Genomic DNA, 23,306 nt, shown 5'->3' on the forward strand with positions numbered 1-23,306 from the left:
CCCCTTCTATTCAGATCTCGACCGCGACCTTGCCGATCGGGTTAGAACAGCAAGCAAGGATATATCCAGCCTCGATATCCTCTTCCGAGATGCCGCCATTGTGAACCATGTGAACCTCTCCCTCGACTTTTCTAACCTTGCAGGTGCCGCAGACGCCGAAAGTGCAACCTGATGGAATGTTCAATCCGGCAGCCTTCGCCGCGGCCAATACCGTGTCGGTTTCTGTGCATTGATAGGTTACACCCGAAGTCGTGAAACACAGCTCGGCCGCGGTGGCGTCATCAGGAACCACATCGTCCAGATCGGGTGTTTCTTCCTTGGTCTCAATTGGTGCGCCAAAACTCTCCTGATGATAGTGATCCATGTCGAAGCCTAGACCCGCTAGCGCCTCACGAACGGCCTGCATGAACGGCTCGGGACCACAGCAATACACCTCACGGTCGAGGTAGTCGGGTGCCATCAGGCCCAGCATAAGCTGATTGAACTGGCCCTGATAGCCGGTCCAAGGTCTGTAGCGGTCGGCTTCCTCGACGACGAATTTCAGGTCCAGACCATCGGTACGGCTGGCCATCTGTTCCAGCCGCTGGCGGAAGATGATTTCCGAAGGGCGTTTGGCGCAGTTAATGAACACAATATCTAAATCCTGGCCTTCGTCCCAAATGCAGGTGGTCATTGACATCATCGGGGTGATGCCGGATCCGGCCGAGATGAACAGATGCTTGCGTGCCGTACTGCCCGCATTGGTAAACAGGCCCGCCGGACCAATCGCCTTGAGGGTCATACCCGGCTTCAGATTGTCCAGCATCCAACGTGTGCCGATACTGTTGGGTTGAGCTTTGGCTGTGATGGTTATCGACCGGGGACGCGAGGGCGAGGATGAGATCGTATAGGTGCGATGCACCACCCCGCCGGGCTGTCCGGTCGCTGGGATTTCCAGGGTCAGGAATTGGCCCGGATCATAGGCGAACAGCGCCCCCGAGGCGGCACGAAACGAAAAGCTCGCCGTGTTGGGCATTTCCGGCACAACCGAGACACATTCCAGCAGTTCGTTGTCCGTCCAAAGCGCGGGGGTAGGGAACATTTCATTCATGGGCCTTACTCCGCCGCTATCAGGTTGCGCCCGGTCAGGCAGCGCACCAGGTGGTTGGCATACCAGTCGACAAACTGGATTACGCCATCTTCGTGGGTCGGGGAATATGGTCCGGGCGTGTAGACTGGCGAGTTGATGCCCTTCTGATTGTCTTCGACCACGATCCGGTCTTCGTCATTGGTGGCGATCCAGACTTCGGTCAGGCGTTTCAAATCGTAATCCACGCCCTCTTGTGCGTCCTTGTGGACCAGCCATTTGGTGGTGACTTCGGTTTCGGTTGGGCTGATCGGGGAAACGCGGAACAAAATGGAGTGGTCCGGCAGGAAGTGGTTCCATGTGGTCGGATAGAGGAACTGGACCAGTGGTCCTGCATCGGTTAGGGGGATGCGCCCCAGCGGTTTGGACACGGCAGGTTTACCGTCCATCGTATAGCTGACGGCCCCATTCAAAAGCGGCATGCGCGCCACGCGGAACTGACCACTTTTGTCCAGCTGGAAACGGGCGGGAACGCCGGCTGCCTCGTTCCGATCCCAATGTGATTGAACCTGTGAGGAAACGCCTTCTGGTGAGACACCGGTGACCGAGGGATCCTCGGGATAGGTGCGGCACAGCGATGGGTGATTGCCCGCGCAGTGATAGCATTCGCGGTTGTTTTCCCAGACCAGTTTCCAGTTGCCATTTTCGATGATCGAGCTTTCATAGGCCACTTTGGCATTGCTGAGGTCGTGCGGCACAAGATAGGGGTGCACGGTGTCAGCGAACGGTTCAAAGGACGGGGCCTCATCAGCCAAACAGATAAAAATCAACCCTTCCAGCTCGCGGCAATGCACTGTCCGCAAGCTGTACTGCGAGGCGTCGAAATCCGGACCCATGTCGCGCGCCCAAAGAAGCGATCCATCCAGCTCATACGTCCATTGGTGATAAGGGCAGACCAGTTTCGGCGAGGTGCCTTTCTTGGATTTGCACACCACAGACCCGCGGTGGCGACAGGCATTGTGAAACGCGCGGACCACGCCATCATTGCCCCGCACGATCACCACATTGTAAGCCCCGACCTGATGCGTGACAAAATTGCCCGGTTTGGGAATCTCGCAGGCCGGAATGGCAAACAACCATTCGCGGTAGAAAATCTGGCGCATGTCCAGGTCAAAGACACCTGGATCATTGTAAAACGCCTGTTCCAGAGAAAAGTTCTTCTGTCGGCCCATCAATTTGGCCAGGATCTCGCTATCGTGGAGCATTTCGTTCCTCCTTGCCGCAACCCCGCGGCCGTTTCGCTAGAGCGAAGGGCAAGAGGACAACTCCCGAACGCGGATGAGAACAGCGACCGGATCAAAGCCCCCACTGCCACCCGCAGTTTGACGTATGCGCAAGGCTGGTTTCCGGACTTCGAAGGGGCTTTCGCCCGGTCGCGACACCTTCCCGGGAGCCTCGTCCCAGTGGTCTTCGTCACGCCTGACCCTCATTACCGTTGCGGGGGCAGTGCCGGAGTTACACCGGCTTCCCAATTCTCCGACAACCCAATTGGGCAGACGGCACCTTACGGTGCTCAAAGTATTCTGAGCACATGCATATTCTGAGATAGAAACGACATCTTGCAGACGAAAAGCGCATCGATTCCGAGTATGAGGTTGCCGCTTTGCTTTCCCAAAAACGCGACCGATAGAAGTCACGCAGCACTAAATCACAAACAGACAGTGTCATTGCGATCCTCCCCCACTGAAGTGGTCCGCCCGTAAGGTTAGAAACGCTGACACACATATGGGATGCAAGCGAGGCAAACCGGAAGTGAGCGTCACGAAGTTAATGCAGGTTGTGGTGCTTTGCGGCCAAGGAATGCCGCGCGTCGATGCGATTAAGCGAGTTCAGACACCTGTTTTCGGCAAAAAGTCGGGCACTTCAAAATCTAGATTTATCAGCGTCTTTGTCCGCAAACTGGAAGATCTTACATTCCCAGATCTCGCGCTTGCAGCGAATGCCAGCAATGCAAGCTGCGGCCGCATCAATTGGGATGCAGCGTGCGTGATCGCTATGGGGTGGTGGCCAAACTTTGCAAAGTCCATTTCCTGCGCATTGCTGTCATTGGGGCTACCAGAACATGCCAGGAGGCCTTGTGAGCGACTTTTGACCGGAGCATCCAGCCTGACTCTCGCTTCAATAGGGGGGCAGCTCCAAGGTCCACGACCCTGTCCTTCAGTTGAGGGCTGGCGTACCGCATCAGCTGTCCAAAACAGGCGGAATGTCGTCGAAGTTGACCGGCAATTTCAGCGCTCGATAGCCTGTGGCGTCCCGAAGGGCATTTGCAAGAGCCGGCACCAAGGCAATGATCGGGGCCTGTCCTGCACCCGCTGGCGGGCTCGCGCCTTGTTCCACGATCTCGATTTCAATTTGCGGAACATTCTCCATGGTTGGTGTGGGGTAGTCCTCAAAACGTTGCGCTGACAAACCACCATCTGAGATCGGCGCCTCCTCCATCAAAAGCTGACCAATGGCCATCATTGCACATCCCTCAATCTGCGCCTTGATCTGATCTGGATTGATGGCAAGACCAACATCCATAATGAACGTGCAGCGCTCCGCGCGAATGCTTCTTCGTTCATGGTCCACTGCAACATCAAAGGCTGCCGCCACATAGCTATGTTCCTGATAAATGCCGCAAGCATATCCCCGCCCTTTTCCTTTCTCTAACGACTTCGGGTGCCCATCACAGATCTCCTTGAGGCGGGTCAGGCAGTTTTTTAATTTTGTCCTGTCTTTACCCAGGTTTTGCATGCGAAACTCCAGCGGGTCCCGCTTCAAAATCCGCGCAAGCTCGTCGATCGCACTTTCAATTGCAAAATTGTTTGGTGCGGCACCAAGCGAACGCCATTCGCCCACATGAAAGGGGAGTTCCACATCGCTCATTTCGATCCGCCGAGCCTTAGCTGAATAGGGAGCATTGAGTTCACGTGCAGCTCCGAAGTCATGCATCACCAAGCGCATACCGGACAAAAGCGGCTGCGGGGCCATGAGCTCTGTCAACAAGACATGGCCGCTGACACACGCGTGCCGCCAATCCGAAATCTGGCCCTGAGCATCCACCCTAATTTGAACGCGGTGAGAAGAAGGGGGACGTGTCCGGTCTGCGAGAAACTCGTCCCGCCGAGACCAAGTCACCTTGACCGGCCGTTTGACCTCCTGTGCAAGAAGCACGGCCTCGCGCACAACATCGTAAAGGACTCGCCCACCAAATCCGCCACCGACGCGCATCGCGTGAACAGTTACTCGATCGGTAGACCAGCCAAGATCGGCTGCTGCCTTCTTCTGGTTGACGAAAATGTCCTGGGTGCCAGTCCAGATGTCGACAACCTCTTGTCCGTCATGTTGTCTGAATTCCGCTACAGCTGTTCTTGGTTCTTGCGTTGCGTGATGCAGGATTGGCTGGTCAAAGCGCATGTCAACTGTCCAGTCAGTGGACAAATCAACATCCTCGTCCACGATGGAATGTTCAAGATCACCCTTTGCAAGCGCCCTGTCTACATCAACCCGTTCTGCGACTTTCTCAGCGGTAAACCGGTCCGGCCGGTCCCACACCACCTCCAGGCGCTTCAGGGCCTCTTCAAGTCCACGAGGCGTTTCCGCGACCACACCAACGAGCCGCCGTGGCTTGTCGATGACCACCTTGATCACCCCTGGCACTTGCCCGGCACCTCTGTCGGACACGTCTATGATCTTCGCATCTGGTGCGGGGGCCTGAAACACTCTCCCGAAAGCCATATCCGGGCGAATAATGTCGGCAGCAAAAACAGGCGCACCTGTCACGATTTCCCGGGCCTGAATTTGAAGCGCTTGATGACCGATCTGCCGTTTTTCGCGCTCTGCGTCAAACGTGTAACTGGTGCCCTCAGGCAAATTATCTGAGGCAAGCGTCAGCTCATTCCCGGCAACGGCATCCGAATAGGACAGAAAACGCTTGTTAGGTGCGTAAAACCCACCGTCGGCGTCCACAAGTGTTGTCGGTTTCACACCGGCGATTGCTGCTGCGCGCCGTCTAAGCTCTTCGCGCAGTCGCGCCGCCGCGTCTGCAACGGGCCGCGCATGCAAGGCGATCGCCTGACTGCCTGTTGTAAAGCGCATATGGGGCACATCCTGTGTGGAGGGGAAGCTTACCTTTATGTCTGAGCTTTCGACATTGAGCTCTTCCGCCACAATCTGGGCAAGCCCCAGTGAAGACCCTTGCCCCATTTCATGGACCGGACTCAGCATCGAAATCTGACCGTCCCGACCGACTGATATCCAGGCAACGTCGTCGATGTCTGGAGTGGCGAGTGAAGGCAGAATGGGAACGAACCGACGACCTACCAAATAGGTGACTGTCAGGCCTGCTGCCGTATACCCAGCCCCTTTCAGAAAGCTCCGGCGCGTGAAACGGCGTTTCGCTTTGATGGCTTTCATGATTGCCTCCTCAGTTCACGGGCAGCACGTAGAATTGCCTTTTGAACGCGGGACTGCGTACCGCAACGGCACAGATTGCTGTTCATGTGGTCGACAATCGCCTGTTCGTCCGGCGCCGGATTTTCCTTCAGCAGCGCCACAGCCTGCATGATCTGCCCGGCTTGGCAGTAGCCACACTGGGCGACACGCTCATCGAGCCATGCCTGTTGCACCGGATGCAAATCGACGCTGGCACTGGTCAGACCTTCGATGGTCAGAATGTCGAGGGTCTCAGCATCTGACGCACGCATTTGGCAGCTTCGGACGACATTCCCGTCGACGTGGACCGTGCAAGCGCCACACCCACCGTCGCCGCATCCGAACTTGGTACCAACAAGACCCAGATGTTCCCGTAACACTGTAAGAAGGGTCTCCTCCTGCCAGTTGTCCGGAACGTCGCGCAGGGATCCGTTCACTCTGAGCTGCATTTGAATTACCACCTCCATTTAAAAGGGGAGGGAAGTCCGCGGTTTCCCGTTCAATCCCAATCAACGCGAATGCTCGAAAATATGCCGAGCATACGCAATTGCGGACGAACTTGTGCGCCGTATCAAAATACGTGCCTCTGTCCGACCAGTTGGAAATTTGACTTCGCCTACCTAAGTGAAACGGGTCTAGCACGGTCAGGCGCCGGGCAAATTATCATAGGATAAGAACGAATGAGTTTTCAGCAAACTATGTCATCGGCAGGTGTGAATATAAGCTCAATTGAAACTTCTATTGAAACAAGATGCTTTCAAACTGGCGGCTACATAATCCGACAGGGCGAGTTCAATAAGAATATTTACAAACTCACAGAAGGCTTGATCAAGCTGGTGTATCTCACCAGCGCCGGCGCAACCTATACAAAATCTTTTATTGATACCGGTGGGATTTTTGCCTCTATGACAAGCACCCTGGCTGGCGAGCCTGCGCGCTTCTCGGCTGTCTGTCTAACACCTGTCACCGTTGAGTATATGCCGAGTTTCAAGTTTCGGGAGCTCACGGACAATGATCCCGAAATGCTCCGATTTTCGAACCAGATGTTTCGCCGGCTTGCGCTGAGGAATGAAGAACGAGAGTACGATTTTCTCTGCTTGAGCGCTGCGGAGCGATATGAGAAATTCATGAACAACGCGCCTGGCCTCGCACAACGCCTCACGCAAATCGAGATTGCAGCCTATCTCGGGATCACGCCAGTATCGCTCAGCCGTATTCGGGGGGCGCGCGCAGGAGCCGCTTAAACGCTTTGGTCGCGATTACCCGGCGGGCTTTCCTATTCCGTTTTAATGAAATTTTGCTCGCCAATTCGAATCCTGTATTCCGTTCATTTTGACCAGCCCCACTTCAGTGGTCCGTTTTGGTTGTTAGTGTATGACTAGGCTTTGACAGAGGGGCACACACTCGCGGCTTTCACCCGACAAGCTCTTAGTTTCGCGGCCAAACACAGCGTGTTCTCGCCCCATATATCCCCGGCACGCACCGTTCTGCGGATTGTCTAGAATATAGTCTTTGCCGGTTGGTGCCGATCTGCGGGCACTCAACCTTTTCCAATCAAGGTTCTGTTCGTCTGCAATCCTGTAACTCGTTTTCGCCGCAACAAATGCCCATTCCCCGTTCTCCATTGCCCGTTCAAATATTCTGAATCTGTCTTCGCGCTCACGGATTGTTTCGCCGGTCTCCGGTGCCTCTCCGCGCCAGCCATCTATGTGAACGGATCAAAGTTCAACGACAAATCGATGGCTTCCCGCGCGGTCCAATAAGGCTTGCGGGCCCACTTCCCGACGAGCCTTCTTTCCTGCTGAAGGCACCGTTCGGAGAGCATCTCACGACGGCGATAGGCAAAGTGCTGCCCATCATATCCGATTGGCCCTTCTGGGGTGATGGCCAACCACCAGTCTGTATGGAAGGGAATGTTGTTTCGCTCCGCCCGCCAAAGCCAGTCACGCGGAGTGCCAAATCGTTCGCCAGACCGTTGCGCGCGTGCCTGTAACGCTTCGTGACCCTGTAGCGCTTCCGAAGCATCATCGGCGTCAGGTGAGGTGCCCAACGCAAGCAGGAGGGCTTCTTCCAAAGCCCAATGGCTCTGGTGAATCCAGGCCTGCATCATATGAGATGCGAGACGATGTGTAATGGCACTTCAGCTCTTTTGGGATGCGACGACTGAAGTAGAACACCCCACCTTTAATGAAGGTGAACGGGCAGGAAATGGTCAACGGCATGGTCTACAGCTCCTAGCAGCGGCTAAAAGCTGAAGCGTTTCCAATGTGTTAGCTTGGGAAGTGGTGCCGGGGGCGGATCTTAAAAGTAAATGTAAGTAATTGTAAATAAATCTAAAAATTATCAATTTAAGGCAATGGTACCCCTTTTCGTACCCCCAAGCTTGAATTTGCCTCTGGTGCGAGTGCGAGTGCGAATGCCCGCTGGTCCAAATAAGGCGATCCACTAAAGTCTATCTCACTCGATGTTGCCTCCATCTTTCCGGGCCGTCGCTGAGTGCCGCCCCCAACTTTTCACGGAATCAAGGGCTATGGAACCGTTACAGTCGTTCGTAGCCTTGGTATTGCACGACCGCTTTCAGCCCAAAGCGGACACTGCCTATCTGAAGAATGGGTGGGAAGCAGCCTTTCGTTGCGAAAGCAGCGAATGTCCGAACCGTGGCATTGCGCCTTTGAATTTTTCGACCGAGAGCGAAAACTCCGCAGGTCATGAGAAATTCGACGACGATGCGATCTCTATGAACGCGCTCACCAACCGAAGCCCTGACCGGTCTTTGGGCGCCACGACCGCGGTTTCGTGCTCTCCTGACAACTCCACGACCGGCACCTGGACCAAACCGCGAGAAATGAGCCCACTGTTGCTCAGGAAAATGGCGATACCTGCCCCCTGAAGTACCGCTTCGCACATGAGGGGGAAGGTGGCCATCTTGATGGTGCGCTGGAAATTGATGCCGTGTGCTTCCAGCGCCTCCCGAACGACGCGTTCCGTCAGAGAGCCATTTTCCGGCAAAATAAGCGTTTCCTGCGCCAGATCTCGCAGTGAAAGCCCGTCCCGATTAGAGAGCGGAGAGGAGGGTAAGAGGTAGGCCACATAGTGAACCTTTTGGACGGGAACTCGTTCCCACTCATCTGACTTAGGGGGATCGGTTATGAGGCCAACATCAGCTCGCCGCTCCCGCAAGAATCTCGTAGCAGTTGTCCAGTCATACAAAGAGAATTCGATTTCAACGTCGGGGTGAGTCTGCCGAAATTGGCTAATGGCGCGCAAGGCCGGAAGGGGAGCATTGGCGATGATCCTGATATGGCCCCGCTCCATCGCCTCGAACCCTTCGAGCCGTTCGGTGATGGCCGTATCCAAGGTCACCATGCGGTCGGCAAGATCATACAGTTCTCGCCCTGTGCGGGTCAGCTTGACCCCCTCGCGGTCGCGCAAAAGAAGTGGTGAACCGACCTGTTTCTCAAGCTTGGCCACATGCTGCGTCACCGCCGATTGCGTGACGCAAAGCCGGGTCGCGGCGGCCGAGAAACTGCCCTCGCGAACGACGTAGGCAAAAGCCACGAAACGATGGTGATTGGCGCGCATGTTGGTTCCTTTTTCTTCGGAGAACGTAGCGGCCATTAGTCTCACTAATATGACGTCACAAAACTGAAGGTACGTCAGCCTACATCCGCCCTGTCAGATGGAGGAATCAGATGGCCGGGCTGAAGATCGAGAATATCACCAAACGTTTTGGCGAGACCGCTGTGCTCAAGGGTGTGTCGCTGGATATTGCCTGCGGCGAGTTTCTGTCCCTTGTGGGGCCGTCGGGCTGTGGCAAGTCCACCCTCTTGCGGATCATTGCTGGGCTTGAGGAACAAAGCGACGGTACGATCGATATAGGGGGGCAGCCTGTTGCAGGACGCCGCGCTGCCGATCGCAACCTGTCGATGGTGTTTCAATCCTATGCGCTTTATCCGCATCTGAGCGTGGCTGAGAATATTGCTGTACCGCTCAAAATGCGGCGGATGAGCAACTTGCAACGCCTGCCTCTGCTGGGCCGGTTCATGCCCGGTGCCACTGGCCTTGCCGAAGAGATCGGCCAAGAGATCGCCCATGCCGCAGAGATGCTGGAAATCGCGCATCTCCTTGATCGCAAACCCGGACAGCTTTCGGGTGGTCAGCGTCAGCGCGTTGCCCTTGGGCGTGCCCTCGTGCGCAACCCGGCGGCCTTTCTGCTGGATGAACCGCTTTCCAACCTTGATGCCAAGCTGCGGGTGCAAACCCGTGCCGAGATTGCACAGCTGCACCGCCGTCTGAATGCGACCTTTATCTATGTCACCCACGATCAGGTCGAAGCCATGACCATGTCCGACCGGATCGCGGTGATGATGGGCGGGCGTATCTTGCAATGTGCCAGTCCGGACGTGATCTACGAAGATCCGGACACGATCGAAGTGGCCGAATTCATTGGCTCACCCAAAATCAATATTTTGCCGGTCTCCTTGACGGGCAACGGGCGGCTTGCCTTTTTTGATCGCGATCTTGATCTGCTAGCAACGGACCGGATTGACGGCGCGGTTTCGCTGGGCTTGCGGCCTGAGGCGCTGCGGCTTGCCACCGTGGATGTCGTGTTCCAGGGCACCGTTGCCCATACGGAAAACCTTGGTGCGGAACTTTACGTTCAGGTCGACATCCCCGGCCTTGAAAACCGTATCGTAATGCGTGCTGAGGCCGCGCAGCGCCGGGAGCTGACGATCGGCACTCCGGTCGGGGTTGGTTTTGACGCGGCCAATGCCCTCGTCTTTGACGGCAATGGCCAGCGGGTGCGCCGGATCGAAACACTCTCTAAAACCACCGCGCAAGAGGTCGCTTGAGATGGCCGTGACAGACAGCTCCTTCGCCCGCGAGACGAAACCCACCCTCAGTGCTGCGACACAGGAAAAACGCGCGGCGTGGTCCCTGACAGCCCCAGCGCTGATCTTGATGTTCGTGATCCTGCTTGTCCCGGTTATGATCGCGACCTTCCTGTCCTTTACCAATTATTCGCTCGGCAATAGTGGCTTCGATTGGATCGGCACCCGCAACTATGAGCGGCTGTTCACCCGCTCGACCTATGAAAAGATGTTCGTGGCCACGTTTACCTATGTGGTGACGGTGGTGCCGATTTCGGTCGGACTGGGTCTTGGGGCTGCGCTGCTGATAAACTCGCTGGGCAGGTTCCGCGAGATCTACAAAACGATCTACTTCCTGCCGGTCATGGCGACGTTGCTGGCCATGGCGATTGCCTGGGAGTTCATGCTGCACCCCTCGATCGGCATGATCAACCGCACGTTGGAGCTGGGCTGCGGCACGCCGCTGGAATGGCTGCCATTCATGGCAACGGGTTGCGCCGATGGATTTCCGGTCTGGCTTGGTGACAAGCGTTATGCGATCTGGGTGATCTGTTTCATCGGCATCTGGCAAGGGTTCGGCTTCAACATGGTGCTGTATCTTGCCGGTCTGACGGGTGTGCACCGCGAGTTATACCATGCCGCCGAAATGGATGGCGCCAAGTCGGGCTGGGAGCGCTTTCGTCTGGTGACATGGCCAGCACTTGGCCCGACCACTGTCTTTGTTGTCACCATCAGCTGCATTCGGGCCTTTCAGGTTTTCGACACGATCGAGGCCTTCTGGCCCCAGGGCGGCGGGCCGAACAAATCCACCTACGTGATGATGTTCGCGATCTTTGAAAAGGGCGTTCAGCAGAACCTGATCGGGATCGGCTCAGCCATTACTGTCCTGTTCCTGATCTTCGTCATGTTTCTCACCCTGATCCAGCGCTGGCTGGTGGAACGAAAGGTGCATTACGGATGACACGCGACTGGTGGAAACATCTGATCCTGATCCTTGGTGTGATCGTCGTCATCGCGCCCTTCTATATGATGGTCAGCTACTCGTTCAAAAGCCCCGGTGAGATTGACCGGGGGGAGGGCGGTTTCTTCGGGCGACAGGAAATGATGGTGGATGAGCGCTGCGTCAAGCTGCGCGATCCCGACCGCAAGGATGTGGCTGCCGCCGCGCCACGGTTCCCCGGCGCCACGGAAGGTGAGATCCGCGATACGCTGGTCGCCGAAGCCGAGGCCGATTGCGCCATGCGTCCGGTGGTCTTCAACTACTCCAAGGCATTCACCGAGGCGCCGTTGCTGCGGTATCTGCTCAATGGCGTGATCGTCACCGCGTCGATCTTCCTCATTCAGGTGGTGGTGGCCCTGCCTGCGGCCTATGCGCTGGCCAAGCTCAAGTTCTGGGGGCGCGAGGCGGTGTTCGGGCTGGTGCTGTTCTGCCTACTGATCCCAGTGCATGCCATTGCGCTGCCGCTCTACATCATGCTGGCCAAGCTGGGGCTGACGAATACCTATGCCGCGCTGGTGGTGCCCTGGACAATCTCGGTCTTTGGCATCTTCCTGATGCGCCAGTTCTTCATGACCGTGCCCGATGACCTGATCGATGCCGCCCGCATGGACGGCATGGGCGAGTTTTCCATCGTCTGGCGCGTGATGTTGCCCACGGCTATCCCGGCGCTTCTGGCCTTTGCGATCTTTTCGATCGTGGCCCATTGGAACGACTATTTTTGGCCTCGCATCGTCGTTACCGGCAACCGCGATCTGTTCACCCCGCCGCTGGGCCTGCGCGAGTTCAAGGGCGATGGCGATGGCAGCTATTTCGGCCCGATGATGGCCACAGCCACCGTGATTGTCACCCCGCTGATCGTTGCCTTCCTGATGGCGCAGAAACGCTTCATCGAAGGGATCACCCTAAGCGGCATGAAATGAAACGGGGGCGCCCCGAAAGACGCCCCCATCACCGAGATCCCGACAAGGGATAAACCCCGGAGCCCCCGTCTGCAAACAAATGGCTCCAAGACCCGGCAAGAGAGGATACTTTCCATGAAACTGACTGCCACTGCAATGGCCCTGGCGCTGAGCGCTTCGGCTGTCTTCGCCGAAGACACCGTCACCATCGAATTCGCCTACCCCTATTCGCATCTGTTCGATGTGACCTATGAGGCGATGATGCCCGCCTTCAAGGAGGCACACCCCAACATCGAAGTGAAGTTCCGCGCCACCTATGAATCCTACGAGGACGGCACCAACACCATCCTGCGCGAAGCTGTCTCAGGCAACCTGCCTGACGTGACCATGCAGGGCCTGAACCGTCAGCAGATCCTAGTCGAAAAGGGTATCGCCAAGTCGCTGGAACCCTTCATCGCCAAAGAAGCTGATTTCGCCAAGGACGGTTATCACGACGCGATGCTGTCGCTGTCGACCTTCGACAGCAACGTGCACGGTCTGCCCTTCTCGGTCTCGCTGCCGGTTGGCTACTACAACATGGATATCCTGAAAAAAGCTGGTGTTGATGCGCTGCCTCAGACCTGGGACGACGTAATCGCGATGTGCGAAACCATGAAGGCGGGTGGTATCGACAACCCAATCTTCTGGGGGTGGAACATTACCGGCAACTGGTTCATGCAGGCGCTGATGTGGTCGCAAGACAAGGCAATCGTTGAGGGCGGCCGTGTCACCCTCGACAGCCCCGAAGCCCTGGCCGCCATGGAGCAGATGCAGGAGATCTTCACCAAATGTGAGATGAAGAACCTCGAATGGAAGGCTGCCCTGTCTTCCTTCTCGGCGGGTGAGATCGGCATGATGTTCTGGTCAACCTCGGCGTTGGGTGCGGTTGAGCGGTCTCAGGGCGATTTTGAGCTGGTCACGGGACCGTTCCCGGGCATGGGTGAAACGCCCAAAGGCCTGCCCGCCGGTGGTAACGCGGCGCTGCTGACCTCCACCTCGGATGATCCACGCGTGCAGGAAGCTGCCTGGACCTGGCTCAAGTACATCACCTCGGGGGAAGGTGCTGCCGAAGTTGCCAAGACCACCGGTTACATGCCGCCGAACAAAGCCGCCAATGAGGTGATCCTGGCCGATTTCTATCAGCAGAACCCGAACAAGCAGACGGCTGTGGACCAACTGCCGCTGCTGCGCGACTGGTTGGCCTATCCGGGTGACAACGGTCTGGCGATCACCCAGGTGATCTATGACGGCATCGAACGCATCGTCACCGGTGACGCAACCGATATGAAAGAGCTTCAGCAGGAAATGGTTGAGGAAGTCGCCGATCTGCTGCCGAACGGCTAAACCGTCTAATCCGGTCGCCCGCCCGCACCAGGCGTGGGCGACCGAACCCGGAATTTCAGGATACATCATGAAGATCATTCATATTTCCGACATTCACCTCACCGTTCCCGGTGAAGAGATGGGCGGGCTTGACCCACATGCCCGTTTTGCCCGCGCCATCGCGGATGTGACCAAGAACCACGCGGATGCCACACGTATAGTCATCACCGGTGATCTGGCGCATTGGGGCGAGGTTGAGGCCTACGAGGCCCTGAAAACGGCACTGGCCGGGGTTTCCATTCCGGTGCGCCTGATGATCGGAAATCACGATGATCGCGCGCATTTCTGCAAGGTGTTTGACACGCATCCGGCTGACGCAAACGGCTATATCAACTACGGCGAAACGGTGAACGGGACGCGGATGCTGTATCTGGACAGTGTCGGTGACAAGACCCACGCGGGCCATTTCTGCGCCGACCGCCGCGCCTGGCTTGAGGGCGAACTGGCCGCGTCCCAACGCGCGCGCCTCTTCCTGCATCACAACCCGATGCCCGTGAGTCTGCCTGCGGAGGACAAAATTGCGCTTGTCCCAGAGGACCGCGCGCCGTTCAAAGCTTTGCTTAAAACCTATCTTGACCGGATAGACTACATCCATTTCGGCCATGTCCATGCGCCGATCCATGGGCAGTTTGCGGGCATCCCCTTTGCCAGCGTTCCCTCGACCGGCAACCAGTCGCTCCCTGACCTGAACGAGACAGAGGTCCTCAAGGGGGCCCCGATGGACCCGGCTTATTTCGTGCTGCTGATCGACGGCGATGACACCACGATCCACCAGATTCCCTTCGCCTGGGACGGGCCGGTCATGGCCTCGGGTACCGGCTGGGATGATTGGGCCAAACCCGGCGCGGCGGCAGCAGAATGAAGTTCATCCATCTGACCGATACCCATGTGATCGGTGGGGACCGCCTGCTTTACGGGGCAAACCCCGCCCGCCGGTTGGCACGCGCGGTGGACAGCATTAACGCCGAACATGGTGACGCGGCCTTCGTGATGCTGACCGGTGACATGACCCACTGGGGCGACCCCGAGGCCTATGCCGCCTTCCGCGCCCAGATCACCCGTCTTACCATGCCGGTGCATCTGATGGTCGGCAACCATGACGACACGGCTGCTTTTGCTACGCATTTCCCGGACGTCCCGCGCGATGACAATGGCTTTGTGCAATATGCGTTCGACACGCCCCATGGCTGCGCCATCTGTCTCGACACCAAGCAGCCCGGCACCCATGCAGGCGGCTATTGTGCAGCCCGGCGAGAGTGGCTTGCCGCCGAGCTGGCCCGCGCCACCGGTCCGGTTCTTCTGTTCATGCACCACCCGCCTTTCCCGGTCGGCATCAAGAGCATGGATGAGATCATGCTGCAGGACGCAGGGGCCTTTCACGAGGTGATCGCCCCACATAGATCGCGCATCCGTCACCTGTTCTTCGGGCATCTCCACCGCGCGGTTTTTGGCAACTGGTGCGGAATCAGCTTTTCCTGCATGCGCGGTCTAAATCACCAGGTCGCATTTGATCTGACACCAGATCGGACAGACATCCCAGGCAACTTGGAAGCACCTGCTTATGGCGTTGCGCTCGTGAACGAGGAAACAGTCGCTGTGCATTTGCATGATTTCACCGACGACTCTCCAAGGTTCTCGCTACAAGCACTCGAAAGAATGGATCCGGTTCTCTAACAATTGAGTTTGAGACACACAGGCCTTCAAGAAAGCGGACTTTCACTGAGAACGAGACGAGAGGCAGCTTTGGGCAGGAAGCGGACTTTGCAAAGTGCTGTGAACTGCCCATTGCGGTCGTTGGCCAGAGGCTCCAACGCTGCATTGCGGCGAAGCTAGCTAGAGTTTTGGGGTGATTGTGGCGAAAATGGTCCAGGCAGTTCTAACTAAATCGTTTTCATCCGAACCGTTGCAGGCGCCATGAATGGCGCCTGCTGTTGACGTGTGTTCTAGCTAATTAGGCGAAGAGGAAATCATCCGACCCGGTGATGGTGATAGTGACAATTTCCGTATCCAATCCCCCGGCGCCGTCATCCACAGTGTATGCAAAACTGTCGGTGGCCGTCTCGCCAGTGTTCAGGTATTCAAACATACCATCGGCGGAATAGGTAAAGGTGCCGTCGCCGTTGTTGATCACTGACCCGACAGTGCCAGTGTCATTGACGGTAAACACAAAGGTGTCACTGTCGGGGTCCGAAACGTCAGCGGCCACGGTCACCGATGGGCTGGGGCCATTTATGGAAGAGCTGAACTGTGCGCCATCGACACGAAGGTCGTCCGTCGTAAAGTATTCGTAGTCCAATGGCCCAATCGAGATCTGGGCATCTACCGAATAGCCGTCGCCGAGATCAAGGCCAACAATGTCAAATTCGATGCTTTCGATGTTTTCGTTGCTGTCGCCAAACTCGATCCAGTCTCCATTGGACCGGTCGACATCACCGTTGCCGCCGATGACATTAAATGTCGAGGCGTCAATGAAGTCTCCCACCCCATCAACATAGGCCACGGCGGCAAATCCCCACCCTTCATTGTTAGGGTTGGCCTGCATGACAATGCCGTTTCCGTCGCTCAGATACTGTGCGGCCAACTGGTCATACGTGTTATTCGCACCGCCATCTCGCGCGATTGAGACTGCTGTCCCCGTGTCAAAATCATAGACATAAAAGCGCCCATAGTTGGGGATTGTGTATGCACCAATGCTTGCAGAGCTGAAAGTCGCTGAATCTTCGGCAACTTCACCAACCACCGCCTCAGCGATCGGGGCGTCATTCTGGCCGGTGACGGTCACGGTCACCGTTTCCGTCGCCGTGCCACCGTTGCCGTCATCGACCATATAGGTAAACGTGTCGGTTGCAGTTTCCCCGACCGCGAGGTTGTCAAACGCGCCCACCGCCGAGTAGGCAAAGGTGCCGTCGCCATTGTTGACCACTGACCCAAGCGTGCCTGTTGTGTCGACCGTAAAGGTGTGGGTGTCAGAGGCGTCTGGATCTGTCACATCTGCTGCAATGGTGATGGCCGGACCGTCCTCATGGGTGGAGGCTGTAATGGCGGCGGCCATAGGCGCGTCGTTGGTGCCTTGAACGGAGATGGCCACAGTTTCTGTGGCCGTGCCTCCTTTGCCGTCATCAACGGTATAGGTGAATGTGTCCGTCGCCGTTTCACCAACCGCGAGGCTCTCAAATGCGCCGCTTGGATCATAGTTAAATGTGCCGTCGCCGTTGTTGGTAACGGTGCCCAGCGTGCCGGTTGTGTCGACGCTGAAGGTAAAGGTGTCGGAGGCATCGACGTCTGAAAAATCGGCGGACACGGTGATGGCTGGACCATCTTCGTCTGAGGTGTCGCTCACAGCCATGGCGACTGGGGCGTCGTTTTGACCTTGAATGGTGACAGTCACCGTTTCTGTCGATGTTCCGCCATTCCCGTCATCGACAGTGTAGGTGAATGTATCCGTCGCGCTTTCGCCAACTGCCAGGCCGTCAAATGCAGCGGCTGGATCGTAGCTGAAGGTGCCATCGCCGTTGTTTGTGACGGTGCCCAAGGTACCGGTTATATCGATGGTGAAGCTGTGAGTGTCGTTTGCGTCAATGTCACTGTAGTTTGCGGCCACAACGACTGGGCTGTCTTCTGTCGCGGTCGCGGAAACCGCCAAGGCCAAAGGGGCATCGTTCTGCCCTTCGATCGTGATTTCATAGGTCACAGTGGTGGTGCCACCTTGACCATCTGAAATCGTCAGTGTGACCGTTTCGGTTGTGCTTTCGCCAGCGCCGAGGCTGTCGTAGGCGTTACCCGGATCGAAAGAAACAGTTGTGCCGCCGCCAACACCCATTTGGCCAACTTGGCTCACGCCACTGTTTTGCGTGGTCAAAGTGCCGCTGCCGGTTACGCTTGCTGACAGCAGCTCCACCGAAGAACCGTCAATGTCGTAGAAATCCACCTGAAAGCTTAGCGGTTCGCCTTGTGAGGTCTCGAGGCCATCATCGCGCAGAACAACAAGTGGATCATTGTTTGCCCGTAGGTCGAGCGTGAAATCGTCAAACTGCAAGACCTCAAAGCTGTGCAGGAAGTCGCACCCATCCGCGCCTTGCACGAGGTTCCAACGGCCACAGCCGAAGCTAAGCACATTATAGTCCAGCACAGACCCAGAGAAGACTGCAGTATCCGTGCCCCTGCCGCCAAACATCACATCGTTGCCACCGCCGCCTTCAACCGTGTCGTCTCCGCGACCAGTGAAAATGACGTCTCTGTGATCTGACCCCGTCACCTCATCATCACCACGACGGGTCCAGATGAATTGCCCGTGGGACGCACCGGATGCATCCACTTCCATGTCTTTGTTTCTCAAATAGCCACGACCGCGATATCCCATGATACCCCTCCAAATTTGTCATGGGATCGCCGCCGCGCCCCAACCCTCAACCAGATGTGTGTGCCCAGACCCGGGGCGGAATTCGTAAAAACAGATTGAATTTTAGGGATTTGAGTACCGTGGCGACAATCACCCAAACGGGTGACTGTCAGAGGCGAAACAGAAAGTTGTTTCTTTGGAAACAACATTGCGGTCAAAGTGTCGTCAGGGACTTGGGGAATACGAATGAAATCATCTGATCGGATTATGAATGGCTGGCAGCTGATCTGTTTCAGCTGTCTGAGTGCGCCTTTGGCCATGGTTGGCTTTGCCGTGGTTAGTTTTGTGCCGACGTTTTACGCCATCGACATGGGGCTAGGATTGGCGGTTGTGGGCGCCGTTTTTATGTTTGGCCGTTTCTTCGATGTTTTCACGGACCCGCTGATTGGCGCTTTGAGTGACCGCACAGGCGGGAGGCGCGGCCCACGGGTGCCCTGGATGCTGGTGTCATTCCCAGGCGTTCTCCTGTTTACTTGGTTGCTGCTTTCACCGCCGGATTCCATTGGACCAGTCTATTTGTTTTGTGTGGTGTCCGGCTATCTGTTGTTTGTCACCGCGTTTGACGTGCCTTACTCCAGCATTGGACTGGAGATATCTCCCAACGTGCACGAACGGTCTGTGCTGGCCGGGACCAAAGCCATCTTTCAAATCCTAGGAGCTTTGGTGGCGTCTTTGGTACCGGTGATCATCGGTGCGCAGATGGGGGTGTCGCTTGGCACGGTGGCGTTGGTTTTCATGATGGCAACGCCTGTGGCGATGGTTGCCTTTCTTATCTGGACACCACAAAACACGTATAGGGTGGCGCAACCTCATCCAAGTCTTTGGGGCGCTTGGCGCAACTGCTTGCGGCAGAGCGCGTTTCGAAAATTGATGATCGCATTCTTTGCTGTGCAAGCGGCCAATGCCATGACGGTGGGTCTGCTGGTTCTGTTCGCCACCCATGTGCTGCAGGCTCAAGCCTTGGTTGGGCAGATGTTCTTGATGCTCCTGCTGGCGACGGCGTTCTTCGTGCCGGTGTGGATTCTCTTGTCCAGGAAAATTGGCAAGCGCAGAACCTGGATGAGCGCTATTCTTATTTGCGCTGTTGTTTTGGCCGCCAGTTATTCGGTTGGGGCGGGCGATACTCTTCTGATGCAGGCAATCTGCGTGGGCTTGGGGGCTTGCATGACCTGTGACGCGGTCTTGCCGACCTCCATGCTGGCAGATATCGTGGCACAGGATGAAACCGATAGCGGCCACCCCAGAGCAGCCAGCTATCTGGCCCTGAAAAACGCTGCGTCCAAGATGGCATTCGTGGCGCCGATGGGAGTCGCCTTTCCGATTTTGGGATTAACGGGGTTTGACAAATCCGGCGCCAATGCTCCGGAGACATTTGGTGTGCTCTTGTTCTTTTTCGCCGGACTTCCTTGCCTGCTGCGGATCGCAGTGGCAGCCTATTTGTGGCGCAAGCTAGAGGATAGGGTTGTGGATGCGCCCGCAACATGAACCAAGAGTTTGCTCCCCCAACTGAGGCCGAAATTCGAGCCGAAGAAGCGCGAATGCTGCGGGAGCGTGCGGTGGCCTCCGCGCGGTCAGTTTTTATCCTCATTGCCCTGATTGCGATCAGTCTCGCATCTGTACAGCTCTATCGGGAAGCCGTGATCTGGGTTGGCTTTGCATCGGTCATGGTGGTCGTCACGATCTTGTACGTGCGGTCTTGGCGGCATTCTGAAGACACACCACAACAGGTCAATCGCTACCTGATGGGGCATATCGCGATTTCGGCTTGCACGGGGCTGATTTGGGCTATTGGCGCCATGCAATTGGCCAGTCCAACATCGGAACTTCAGACGTTTTTGGCCGGTCTCTTTTTGACATCGATCACTGCGGGCGGCGTGATGGCAGGTACAGTTTATCGTCCTGGCTATCTTGCCATTGCTGTCTGTTCGCTGCTGCCATTTTGCCTCTATCTGTTTGTAACGATGGAGGGCGTGCAGCGCATTTATGGTGGGTTCCTTCTTTTATTTCTGAGCTTTTGTTTCACGACCAACAAGACGGCCAGTCAAAAAACGCGCGATGCTTTGGCGGCCAAGCTGACGAGTCGGAAAGCGGAACAGGCATTAGTGGACTTTGCCGAAGCCACCAAGCTTCAGCGTGCAACAAATCGGTCCTTGCAGGCCATTCGACATGACATGGCGCAGCCGTTGCTAGCGCTGCGAAACTTTCTAGCAGAGATGGACCGGAAGGCGACCTCAGCGGCGCAAGCGGTTTTGGTACGACAAATTCGTCTTGCGCTGATCAGCCAGGAATCGCTTGTAGAGGAACTCTCAAATATCGACCATCCAGCACCGGAGCGCGTGCATGCCCAGATAGATGTGCCAGCGCTGGTGACTCAGCTGGAGGATGAATATCGGCCGCAGTTTGCGGCAGTGGGATGTGGTTTTTTTGTCAATGTGGAACTCGATTTCGTTGAAAGTGATCGCGCCAAACTTGAGCGTATTCTACGCAATTTTCTCAGTAACGCGGTGAAATATGGCGCATCTGGAGGGCGGGTTGACCTGTCAGTTATGGCACAAAGCCATGAGAGTGTTTGGCAAATTTCGGATCGTGGCCCTGGCATGACGGAGGCACAATTGCGTGCCGTCAGGCGTGGGGAAGACCTTGAAGCAACGCCCTTGGGCAGTGGGCTTGGTCTGGGTATTGCGCAAAAATTGGCCCAAGAGATTGGCGGATCGGTTGAGATCACCTCAAGCAAGAACATCGGAACACAAACTTTGCTGCGCCTGCCACACTTTGAAACTGCTGACGTGCAAGACCAGGCCTTTGTGTTGGTTATTGGGCAGGAGACCTTGCCCAACATGGGCGCCTGGGCTGACCTGATTTCTTCGTGGGTTTGGATGTTTGCCCATGCCGAAACCTGTGAAGTAGCATTAGAGATGATCTCTGTTTTGGGGCAGGTCCCGGATTTGATTGTTCTTGATCCACTTGCAGGTCAAACATTTTCCTTAGAGGACGTGCGCTCCATTGGTGCACATGCGCCCATCGTGCATCTCATACACCCTTCACACGAGGCGGTTCTGCCAACAGATCAGACGGCTATCGTATTGCCCGATCACGAAGTTGAGCTGCGGCAGATGTTAGAGCGTCACTTTTAAAACAACGCCAGTTCGCGCGCTCTTTGAACCGCTGCGGCGCGGTTGCCGACCGACAGTTCCCGGAAAATCGCCTTGGCGTGGGTTTTCACAGTGTTTTCACTGATGGAGAGCGCGCGGGCGATGTCTTTGTTGGTGGCGCCTTCGGCCATCATCCCCAAGACTCGCTGCTGTTGAGGGCCCAGTTTGGGTTGCACAATTGTATCCGTGCCGTCGGGTTGGAAGATCATGCGGCGCGCCCCATTTTGAACGGACCGCACAGGTTGCGGGCCAGCCTCAGAAGCAGATTTGATGGCATCGAGCAGAATTTGCTCGTCGCTGGATTTGTGCACAAAACAAAACGCCCCCACCAACTCTGCATTGCTGCGCGTTATCGCATCTTCGGAAGCAGAAAGCACAATCACCTGCACCCCGATGTCGCGGCTGCGCAATGCGCCGATCAGCGCGATCCCATTGATCTGTCTCATTGCCAGATCCGTGACAACCACATCCCATTTTTGACCATCATCCGTTGCTTTTAGGAAGCTGGTCGCCGTCGCGAAGCTCTGCACGTCAAGGTCCAGGCCACAATTCTCAAATACGTAAGCGAGGCCCTGCAAAAACAGCACATGGTCATCAATTACGGCCAGACGGATTGGTGACTTCCCCAATTTTGACTTCCCCCATTCAAACAACAGGTTTCAAGCGCCCAAATTGGGGGCGTTTTGCACTACGGTACACTTGATACTGTTAGGGGGAGTGACGTTGTTGATCAACGCCTATACTTCCCTTCGCCCACGAGGATGCAGATGAATTTGCATATCAATTCTGTCTTGCAGCGAACTTCCGCTTTCCGCCCGACGTGTCGACGGCTCAAGTCTGCTTTGGGCTGGGAGCGGTCCTTGATCCCATACAGACGAGTGGCAGGTTTGTCCGCATTGGCGCCGTTCAACCAAGTTGCGGCGATCGGCAGCTACGAGCCCAGAGTCACCGATGCTGCAGGTTGCACGAACAGCTGCTTTGACGCCGGGGCCGGGATCTGACATCTCCATGACGACGGGGACGAGCTATCTTTACTGTTTCAACGGCACGCAACTTTCACTAAGGGCATCAATCATTGCCCTCATGCGCTTGTTAAGGCGGCGCTTGCTGCTGTGAACCACATAAATGCCGTAGTCGGCATGTTTGAGATGGGGCAGCACAGGTAACAGCTTGCCCTGTTGCACCTGGCTATCGACGACGAAAAGTGGCAACCGAATGATCCCGTCATCATTTAAAGCTGCGTCCAGCAGAAACCTGCCGTAGTTGGATCTCAAGGCGGGGCGAAACTTTACTGTCCTTCGTTTCCCTTCGTGCTCAAAAGCCCAAGTCGCGCGGCGCTCGGCCCCGTAATGCAAGAGCGCATGGTCGGACAATTCATCGACGTTTTCGGGCAATCTGCGGGTTGCCGCATACCGTTTACTTGCAAACAATCCGTGCTGCGTTGTGCCTAGCCGATGGCAATGCAGGCCCTGTAATTCAGTCGCCGTCACGCGCAGCGCGAGGTCATAGTTTTCACTGTCCAGATCAACAGTCCGATCATCGAAGTCTATAGTCAGGTCGATGTTGGGGTGATCCTGAGCGAACTTGAACAACGTTGGCTTGAGGTAGGTCAGCCCAAACTCACGTGCGATGGTGATGGACAGCGGCCCCTTGAGCGTATGGCCCACTTGTAAGAAATCGGCGTCCAGTTCATCAACTTCAGCGACCATTTGGCTGGCCCTTTGGTAAAGTTCTTGCCCGGCGCTCGTGACCTCCCACACACGGGGTTGGCGGTCGATCAGTCGAACAGAGTAGCGCTCCTCGAGCTGAGCCAATCTGCGGCTGACGGCCGACTTGGCTATGTTCATTTCTTCAGCCGCGCGCGCGATCCCGCCGCTGTCTACGACTTTGACAAACAAGCGAAGGTCTTCGATCTGGCCCATAGTTCGGATGTCCCGTTTGTTTACGTGCGCACACATGTGGCTGCTCTTGATACTACGGACCAGCCGAAACGGGAAGCAAATCGGCGTTCTCATTTTGTG

Annotated in this window: 18 protein-coding genes, 1 pseudogene and 1 riboswitch; of the genes and pseudogenes, 9 read left to right on the forward strand and 10 right to left on the reverse strand. The window is 56.3% G+C overall.

Annotated elements, in window-relative coordinates; genetic code table 11:
- Window positions 1-10: 10 nt before the first annotated feature.
- The 5 genes and pseudogenes from SIC14_RS11885 to SIC14_RS11905 all read right to left on the reverse strand — a co-directional run.
- On the reverse strand, window positions 11-1,090 hold the full coding sequence (locus tag SIC14_RS11885; RefSeq protein WP_412562140.1) for a 2Fe-2S iron-sulfur cluster-binding protein: 1,080 nt from the start codon (window positions 1,088-1,090) through the stop codon (window positions 11-13).
- Between the two features lie 5 nt (window positions 1,091-1,095).
- Window positions 1,096-2,331, reverse strand: coding sequence for an aromatic ring-hydroxylating oxygenase subunit alpha (locus SIC14_RS11890; protein WP_412562141.1), 1,236 nt, complete (start codon window positions 2,329-2,331; stop codon window positions 1,096-1,098).
- Window positions 2,332-2,445: 114 nt separating this feature from the next.
- A riboswitch (cobalamin riboswitch) is annotated at window positions 2,446-2,648 on the reverse strand.
- A 659-nt stretch (window positions 2,649-3,307) separates the two neighbouring features.
- A complete protein-coding gene (locus SIC14_RS11895; RefSeq protein WP_412562142.1) occupies window positions 3,308-5,524 on the reverse strand; it encodes a molybdopterin cofactor-binding domain-containing protein in 2,217 nt (738 codons plus the stop codon).
- Window positions 5,521-5,814 carry a (2Fe-2S)-binding protein gene (locus SIC14_RS11900; RefSeq protein ID WP_412565862.1) on the reverse strand — a complete coding sequence of 98 codons (294 nt, stop codon included), beginning with the start codon at window positions 5,812-5,814 and terminating at the stop codon, window positions 5,521-5,523. The genes SIC14_RS11895 and SIC14_RS11900 overlap by 4 nt, the downstream gene beginning before the upstream one ends.
- Before the next feature lie 42 nt (window positions 5,815-5,856).
- A pseudogene (locus tag SIC14_RS11905) lies at window positions 5,857-6,009 on the reverse strand (2Fe-2S iron-sulfur cluster-binding protein); the annotation flags it as partial.
- A 213-nt stretch (window positions 6,010-6,222) separates the two neighbouring features.
- Here SIC14_RS11905 and SIC14_RS11910 point away from each other — a divergent pair.
- Complete coding sequence (locus tag SIC14_RS11910) at window positions 6,223-6,786, forward strand: Crp/Fnr family transcriptional regulator (protein ID WP_412562143.1); 564 nt, start codon at window positions 6,223-6,225, stop codon at window positions 6,784-6,786.
- Between the two features lie 461 nt (window positions 6,787-7,247).
- Here SIC14_RS11910 and SIC14_RS11915 read toward each other — a convergent pair whose 3' ends face one another.
- Entirely contained in the window at window positions 7,248-7,652 is a 405-nt protein-coding gene (locus tag SIC14_RS11915) for a hypothetical protein (RefSeq protein WP_412562144.1), read from the reverse strand.
- A 596-nt stretch (window positions 7,653-8,248) separates the two neighbouring features.
- Window positions 8,249-9,160, reverse strand: coding sequence for a LysR family transcriptional regulator (locus SIC14_RS11920; protein ID WP_412562145.1), 912 nt, complete (start codon window positions 9,158-9,160; stop codon window positions 8,249-8,251).
- Window positions 9,161-9,234: 74 nt separating this feature from the next.
- On the opposite strand from SIC14_RS11920, the gene SIC14_RS11925 reads away from it, so the two are divergent.
- From SIC14_RS11925 to SIC14_RS11950, 6 genes are all read left to right on the forward strand, one after another.
- A complete protein-coding gene (locus SIC14_RS11925) occupies window positions 9,235-10,395 on the forward strand; it encodes an ABC transporter ATP-binding protein (protein ID WP_412562146.1) in 1,161 nt (386 codons plus the stop codon).
- A gap of 109 nt (window positions 10,396-10,504) precedes the next feature.
- Window positions 10,505-11,374: a carbohydrate ABC transporter permease gene (locus tag SIC14_RS11930; RefSeq protein WP_412565863.1), complete on the forward strand. Its 870-nt coding sequence runs from the start codon at window positions 10,505-10,507 to the stop codon at window positions 11,372-11,374.
- A complete protein-coding gene (locus SIC14_RS11935; protein ID WP_412562147.1) occupies window positions 11,371-12,333 on the forward strand; it encodes a carbohydrate ABC transporter permease in 963 nt (320 codons plus the stop codon). Before SIC14_RS11930 ends, SIC14_RS11935 begins: the two co-directional genes overlap by 4 nt.
- 114 nt (window positions 12,334-12,447) lie before the next feature.
- Window positions 12,448-13,695, forward strand: a complete 1,248-nt coding sequence (locus SIC14_RS11940) for an ABC transporter substrate-binding protein (RefSeq protein WP_412562148.1) — start codon at window positions 12,448-12,450, stop codon at window positions 13,693-13,695.
- Window positions 13,696-13,762: 67 nt separating this feature from the next.
- Complete coding sequence (locus SIC14_RS11945) at window positions 13,763-14,596, forward strand: metallophosphoesterase (RefSeq protein ID WP_412562149.1); 834 nt, start codon at window positions 13,763-13,765, stop codon at window positions 14,594-14,596.
- A complete protein-coding gene (locus SIC14_RS11950; protein WP_412562150.1) occupies window positions 14,593-15,408 on the forward strand; it encodes a phosphodiesterase in 816 nt (271 codons plus the stop codon). The genes SIC14_RS11945 and SIC14_RS11950 overlap by 4 nt, the downstream gene beginning before the upstream one ends.
- Window positions 15,409-15,685: 277 nt before the next feature.
- On the opposite strand, the gene SIC14_RS11955 is transcribed toward SIC14_RS11950, so the two are convergent.
- The gene (locus tag SIC14_RS11955) at window positions 15,686-18,094 is read right to left on the reverse strand and encodes an Ig-like domain-containing protein (RefSeq protein ID WP_412562151.1); all 2,409 of its coding nucleotides are present in this window, start codon (window positions 18,092-18,094) and stop codon (window positions 15,686-15,688) included.
- 297 nt (window positions 18,095-18,391) lie between these two features.
- Here SIC14_RS11955 and SIC14_RS11960 point away from each other — a divergent pair, with 297 nt between their 5' ends.
- Both SIC14_RS11960 and SIC14_RS11965 read left to right on the forward strand, forming a co-directional pair.
- Window positions 18,392-19,618: an MFS transporter gene (locus tag SIC14_RS11960; RefSeq protein WP_412565864.1), complete on the forward strand. Its 1,227-nt coding sequence runs from the start codon at window positions 18,392-18,394 to the stop codon at window positions 19,616-19,618.
- Entirely contained in the window at window positions 19,615-21,267 is a 1,653-nt protein-coding gene (locus tag SIC14_RS11965) for a sensor histidine kinase (protein WP_412562152.1), read from the forward strand. Before SIC14_RS11960 ends, SIC14_RS11965 begins: the two co-directional genes overlap by 4 nt.
- Here the strand turns inward: SIC14_RS11965 and SIC14_RS11970 are convergent.
- Window positions 21,264-21,914 carry a response regulator gene (locus SIC14_RS11970; protein ID WP_412562153.1) on the reverse strand — a complete coding sequence of 217 codons (651 nt, stop codon included), beginning with the start codon at window positions 21,912-21,914 and terminating at the stop codon, window positions 21,264-21,266. The two genes, SIC14_RS11965 and SIC14_RS11970, sit on opposite strands and share 4 nt — an antisense overlap.
- A gap of 402 nt (window positions 21,915-22,316) precedes the next feature.
- Complete coding sequence (locus tag SIC14_RS11975) at window positions 22,317-23,207, reverse strand: LysR family transcriptional regulator (RefSeq protein ID WP_412562154.1); 891 nt, start codon at window positions 23,205-23,207, stop codon at window positions 22,317-22,319.
- Window positions 23,208-23,306: the final 99 nt, after the last annotated feature.

The sequence above is a fragment of the Thalassobius sp. MITS945101 genome, from assembly GCF_047123305.1.
Taxonomy (GTDB): Bacteria; Pseudomonadota; Alphaproteobacteria; order Rhodobacterales; family Rhodobacteraceae; genus Thalassobius.

Excerpts from the sequence above, each read along its gene's own strand:
- SIC14_RS11885 (WP_412562140.1), bottom strand. The coding sequence starts at position 1,090 with ATGAATGAAATGTTCCCTACCCCCGCGCTTTGGACGGACAACGAACTG.
- SIC14_RS11950 (WP_412562150.1), top strand. The coding sequence starts at position 14,593 with ATGAAGTTCATCCATCTGACCGATACCCATGTGATCGGTGGGGACCGC.
- SIC14_RS11930 (WP_412565863.1), top strand. The coding sequence starts at position 10,505 with ATGTTCGTGATCCTGCTTGTCCCGGTTATGATCGCGACCTTCCTGTCC.
- SIC14_RS11915 (WP_412562144.1), bottom strand. The coding sequence starts at position 7,652 with ATGATGCAGGCCTGGATTCACCAGAGCCATTGGGCTTTGGAAGAAGCC.
- SIC14_RS11940 (WP_412562148.1), top strand. The coding sequence starts at position 12,448 with ATGAAACTGACTGCCACTGCAATGGCCCTGGCGCTGAGCGCTTCGGCT.
- SIC14_RS11965 (WP_412562152.1), top strand. The coding sequence starts at position 19,615 with ATGAACCAAGAGTTTGCTCCCCCAACTGAGGCCGAAATTCGAGCCGAA.
- SIC14_RS11945 (WP_412562149.1), top strand. The coding sequence starts at position 13,763 with ATGAAGATCATTCATATTTCCGACATTCACCTCACCGTTCCCGGTGAA.
- SIC14_RS11925 (WP_412562146.1), top strand. The coding sequence starts at position 9,235 with ATGGCCGGGCTGAAGATCGAGAATATCACCAAACGTTTTGGCGAGACC.
- SIC14_RS11935 (WP_412562147.1), top strand. The coding sequence starts at position 11,371 with ATGACACGCGACTGGTGGAAACATCTGATCCTGATCCTTGGTGTGATC.
- SIC14_RS11900 (WP_412565862.1), bottom strand. The coding sequence starts at position 5,814 with ATGCGTGCGTCAGATGCTGAGACCCTCGACATTCTGACCATCGAAGGT.
- SIC14_RS11975 (WP_412562154.1), bottom strand. The coding sequence starts at position 23,207 with ATGGGCCAGATCGAAGACCTTCGCTTGTTTGTCAAAGTCGTAGACAGC.
- SIC14_RS11910 (WP_412562143.1), top strand. The coding sequence starts at position 6,223 with ATGAGTTTTCAGCAAACTATGTCATCGGCAGGTGTGAATATAAGCTCA.
- SIC14_RS11920 (WP_412562145.1), bottom strand. The coding sequence starts at position 9,160 with ATGGCCGCTACGTTCTCCGAAGAAAAAGGAACCAACATGCGCGCCAAT.
- SIC14_RS11895 (WP_412562142.1), bottom strand. The coding sequence starts at position 5,524 with ATGAAAGCCATCAAAGCGAAACGCCGTTTCACGCGCCGGAGCTTTCTG.
- SIC14_RS11960 (WP_412565864.1), top strand. The coding sequence starts at position 18,392 with ATGGTTGGCTTTGCCGTGGTTAGTTTTGTGCCGACGTTTTACGCCATC.
- SIC14_RS11955 (WP_412562151.1), bottom strand. The coding sequence starts at position 18,094 with ATGGGATATCGCGGTCGTGGCTATTTGAGAAACAAAGACATGGAAGTG.
- SIC14_RS11890 (WP_412562141.1), bottom strand. The coding sequence starts at position 2,331 with ATGCTCCACGATAGCGAGATCCTGGCCAAATTGATGGGCCGACAGAAG.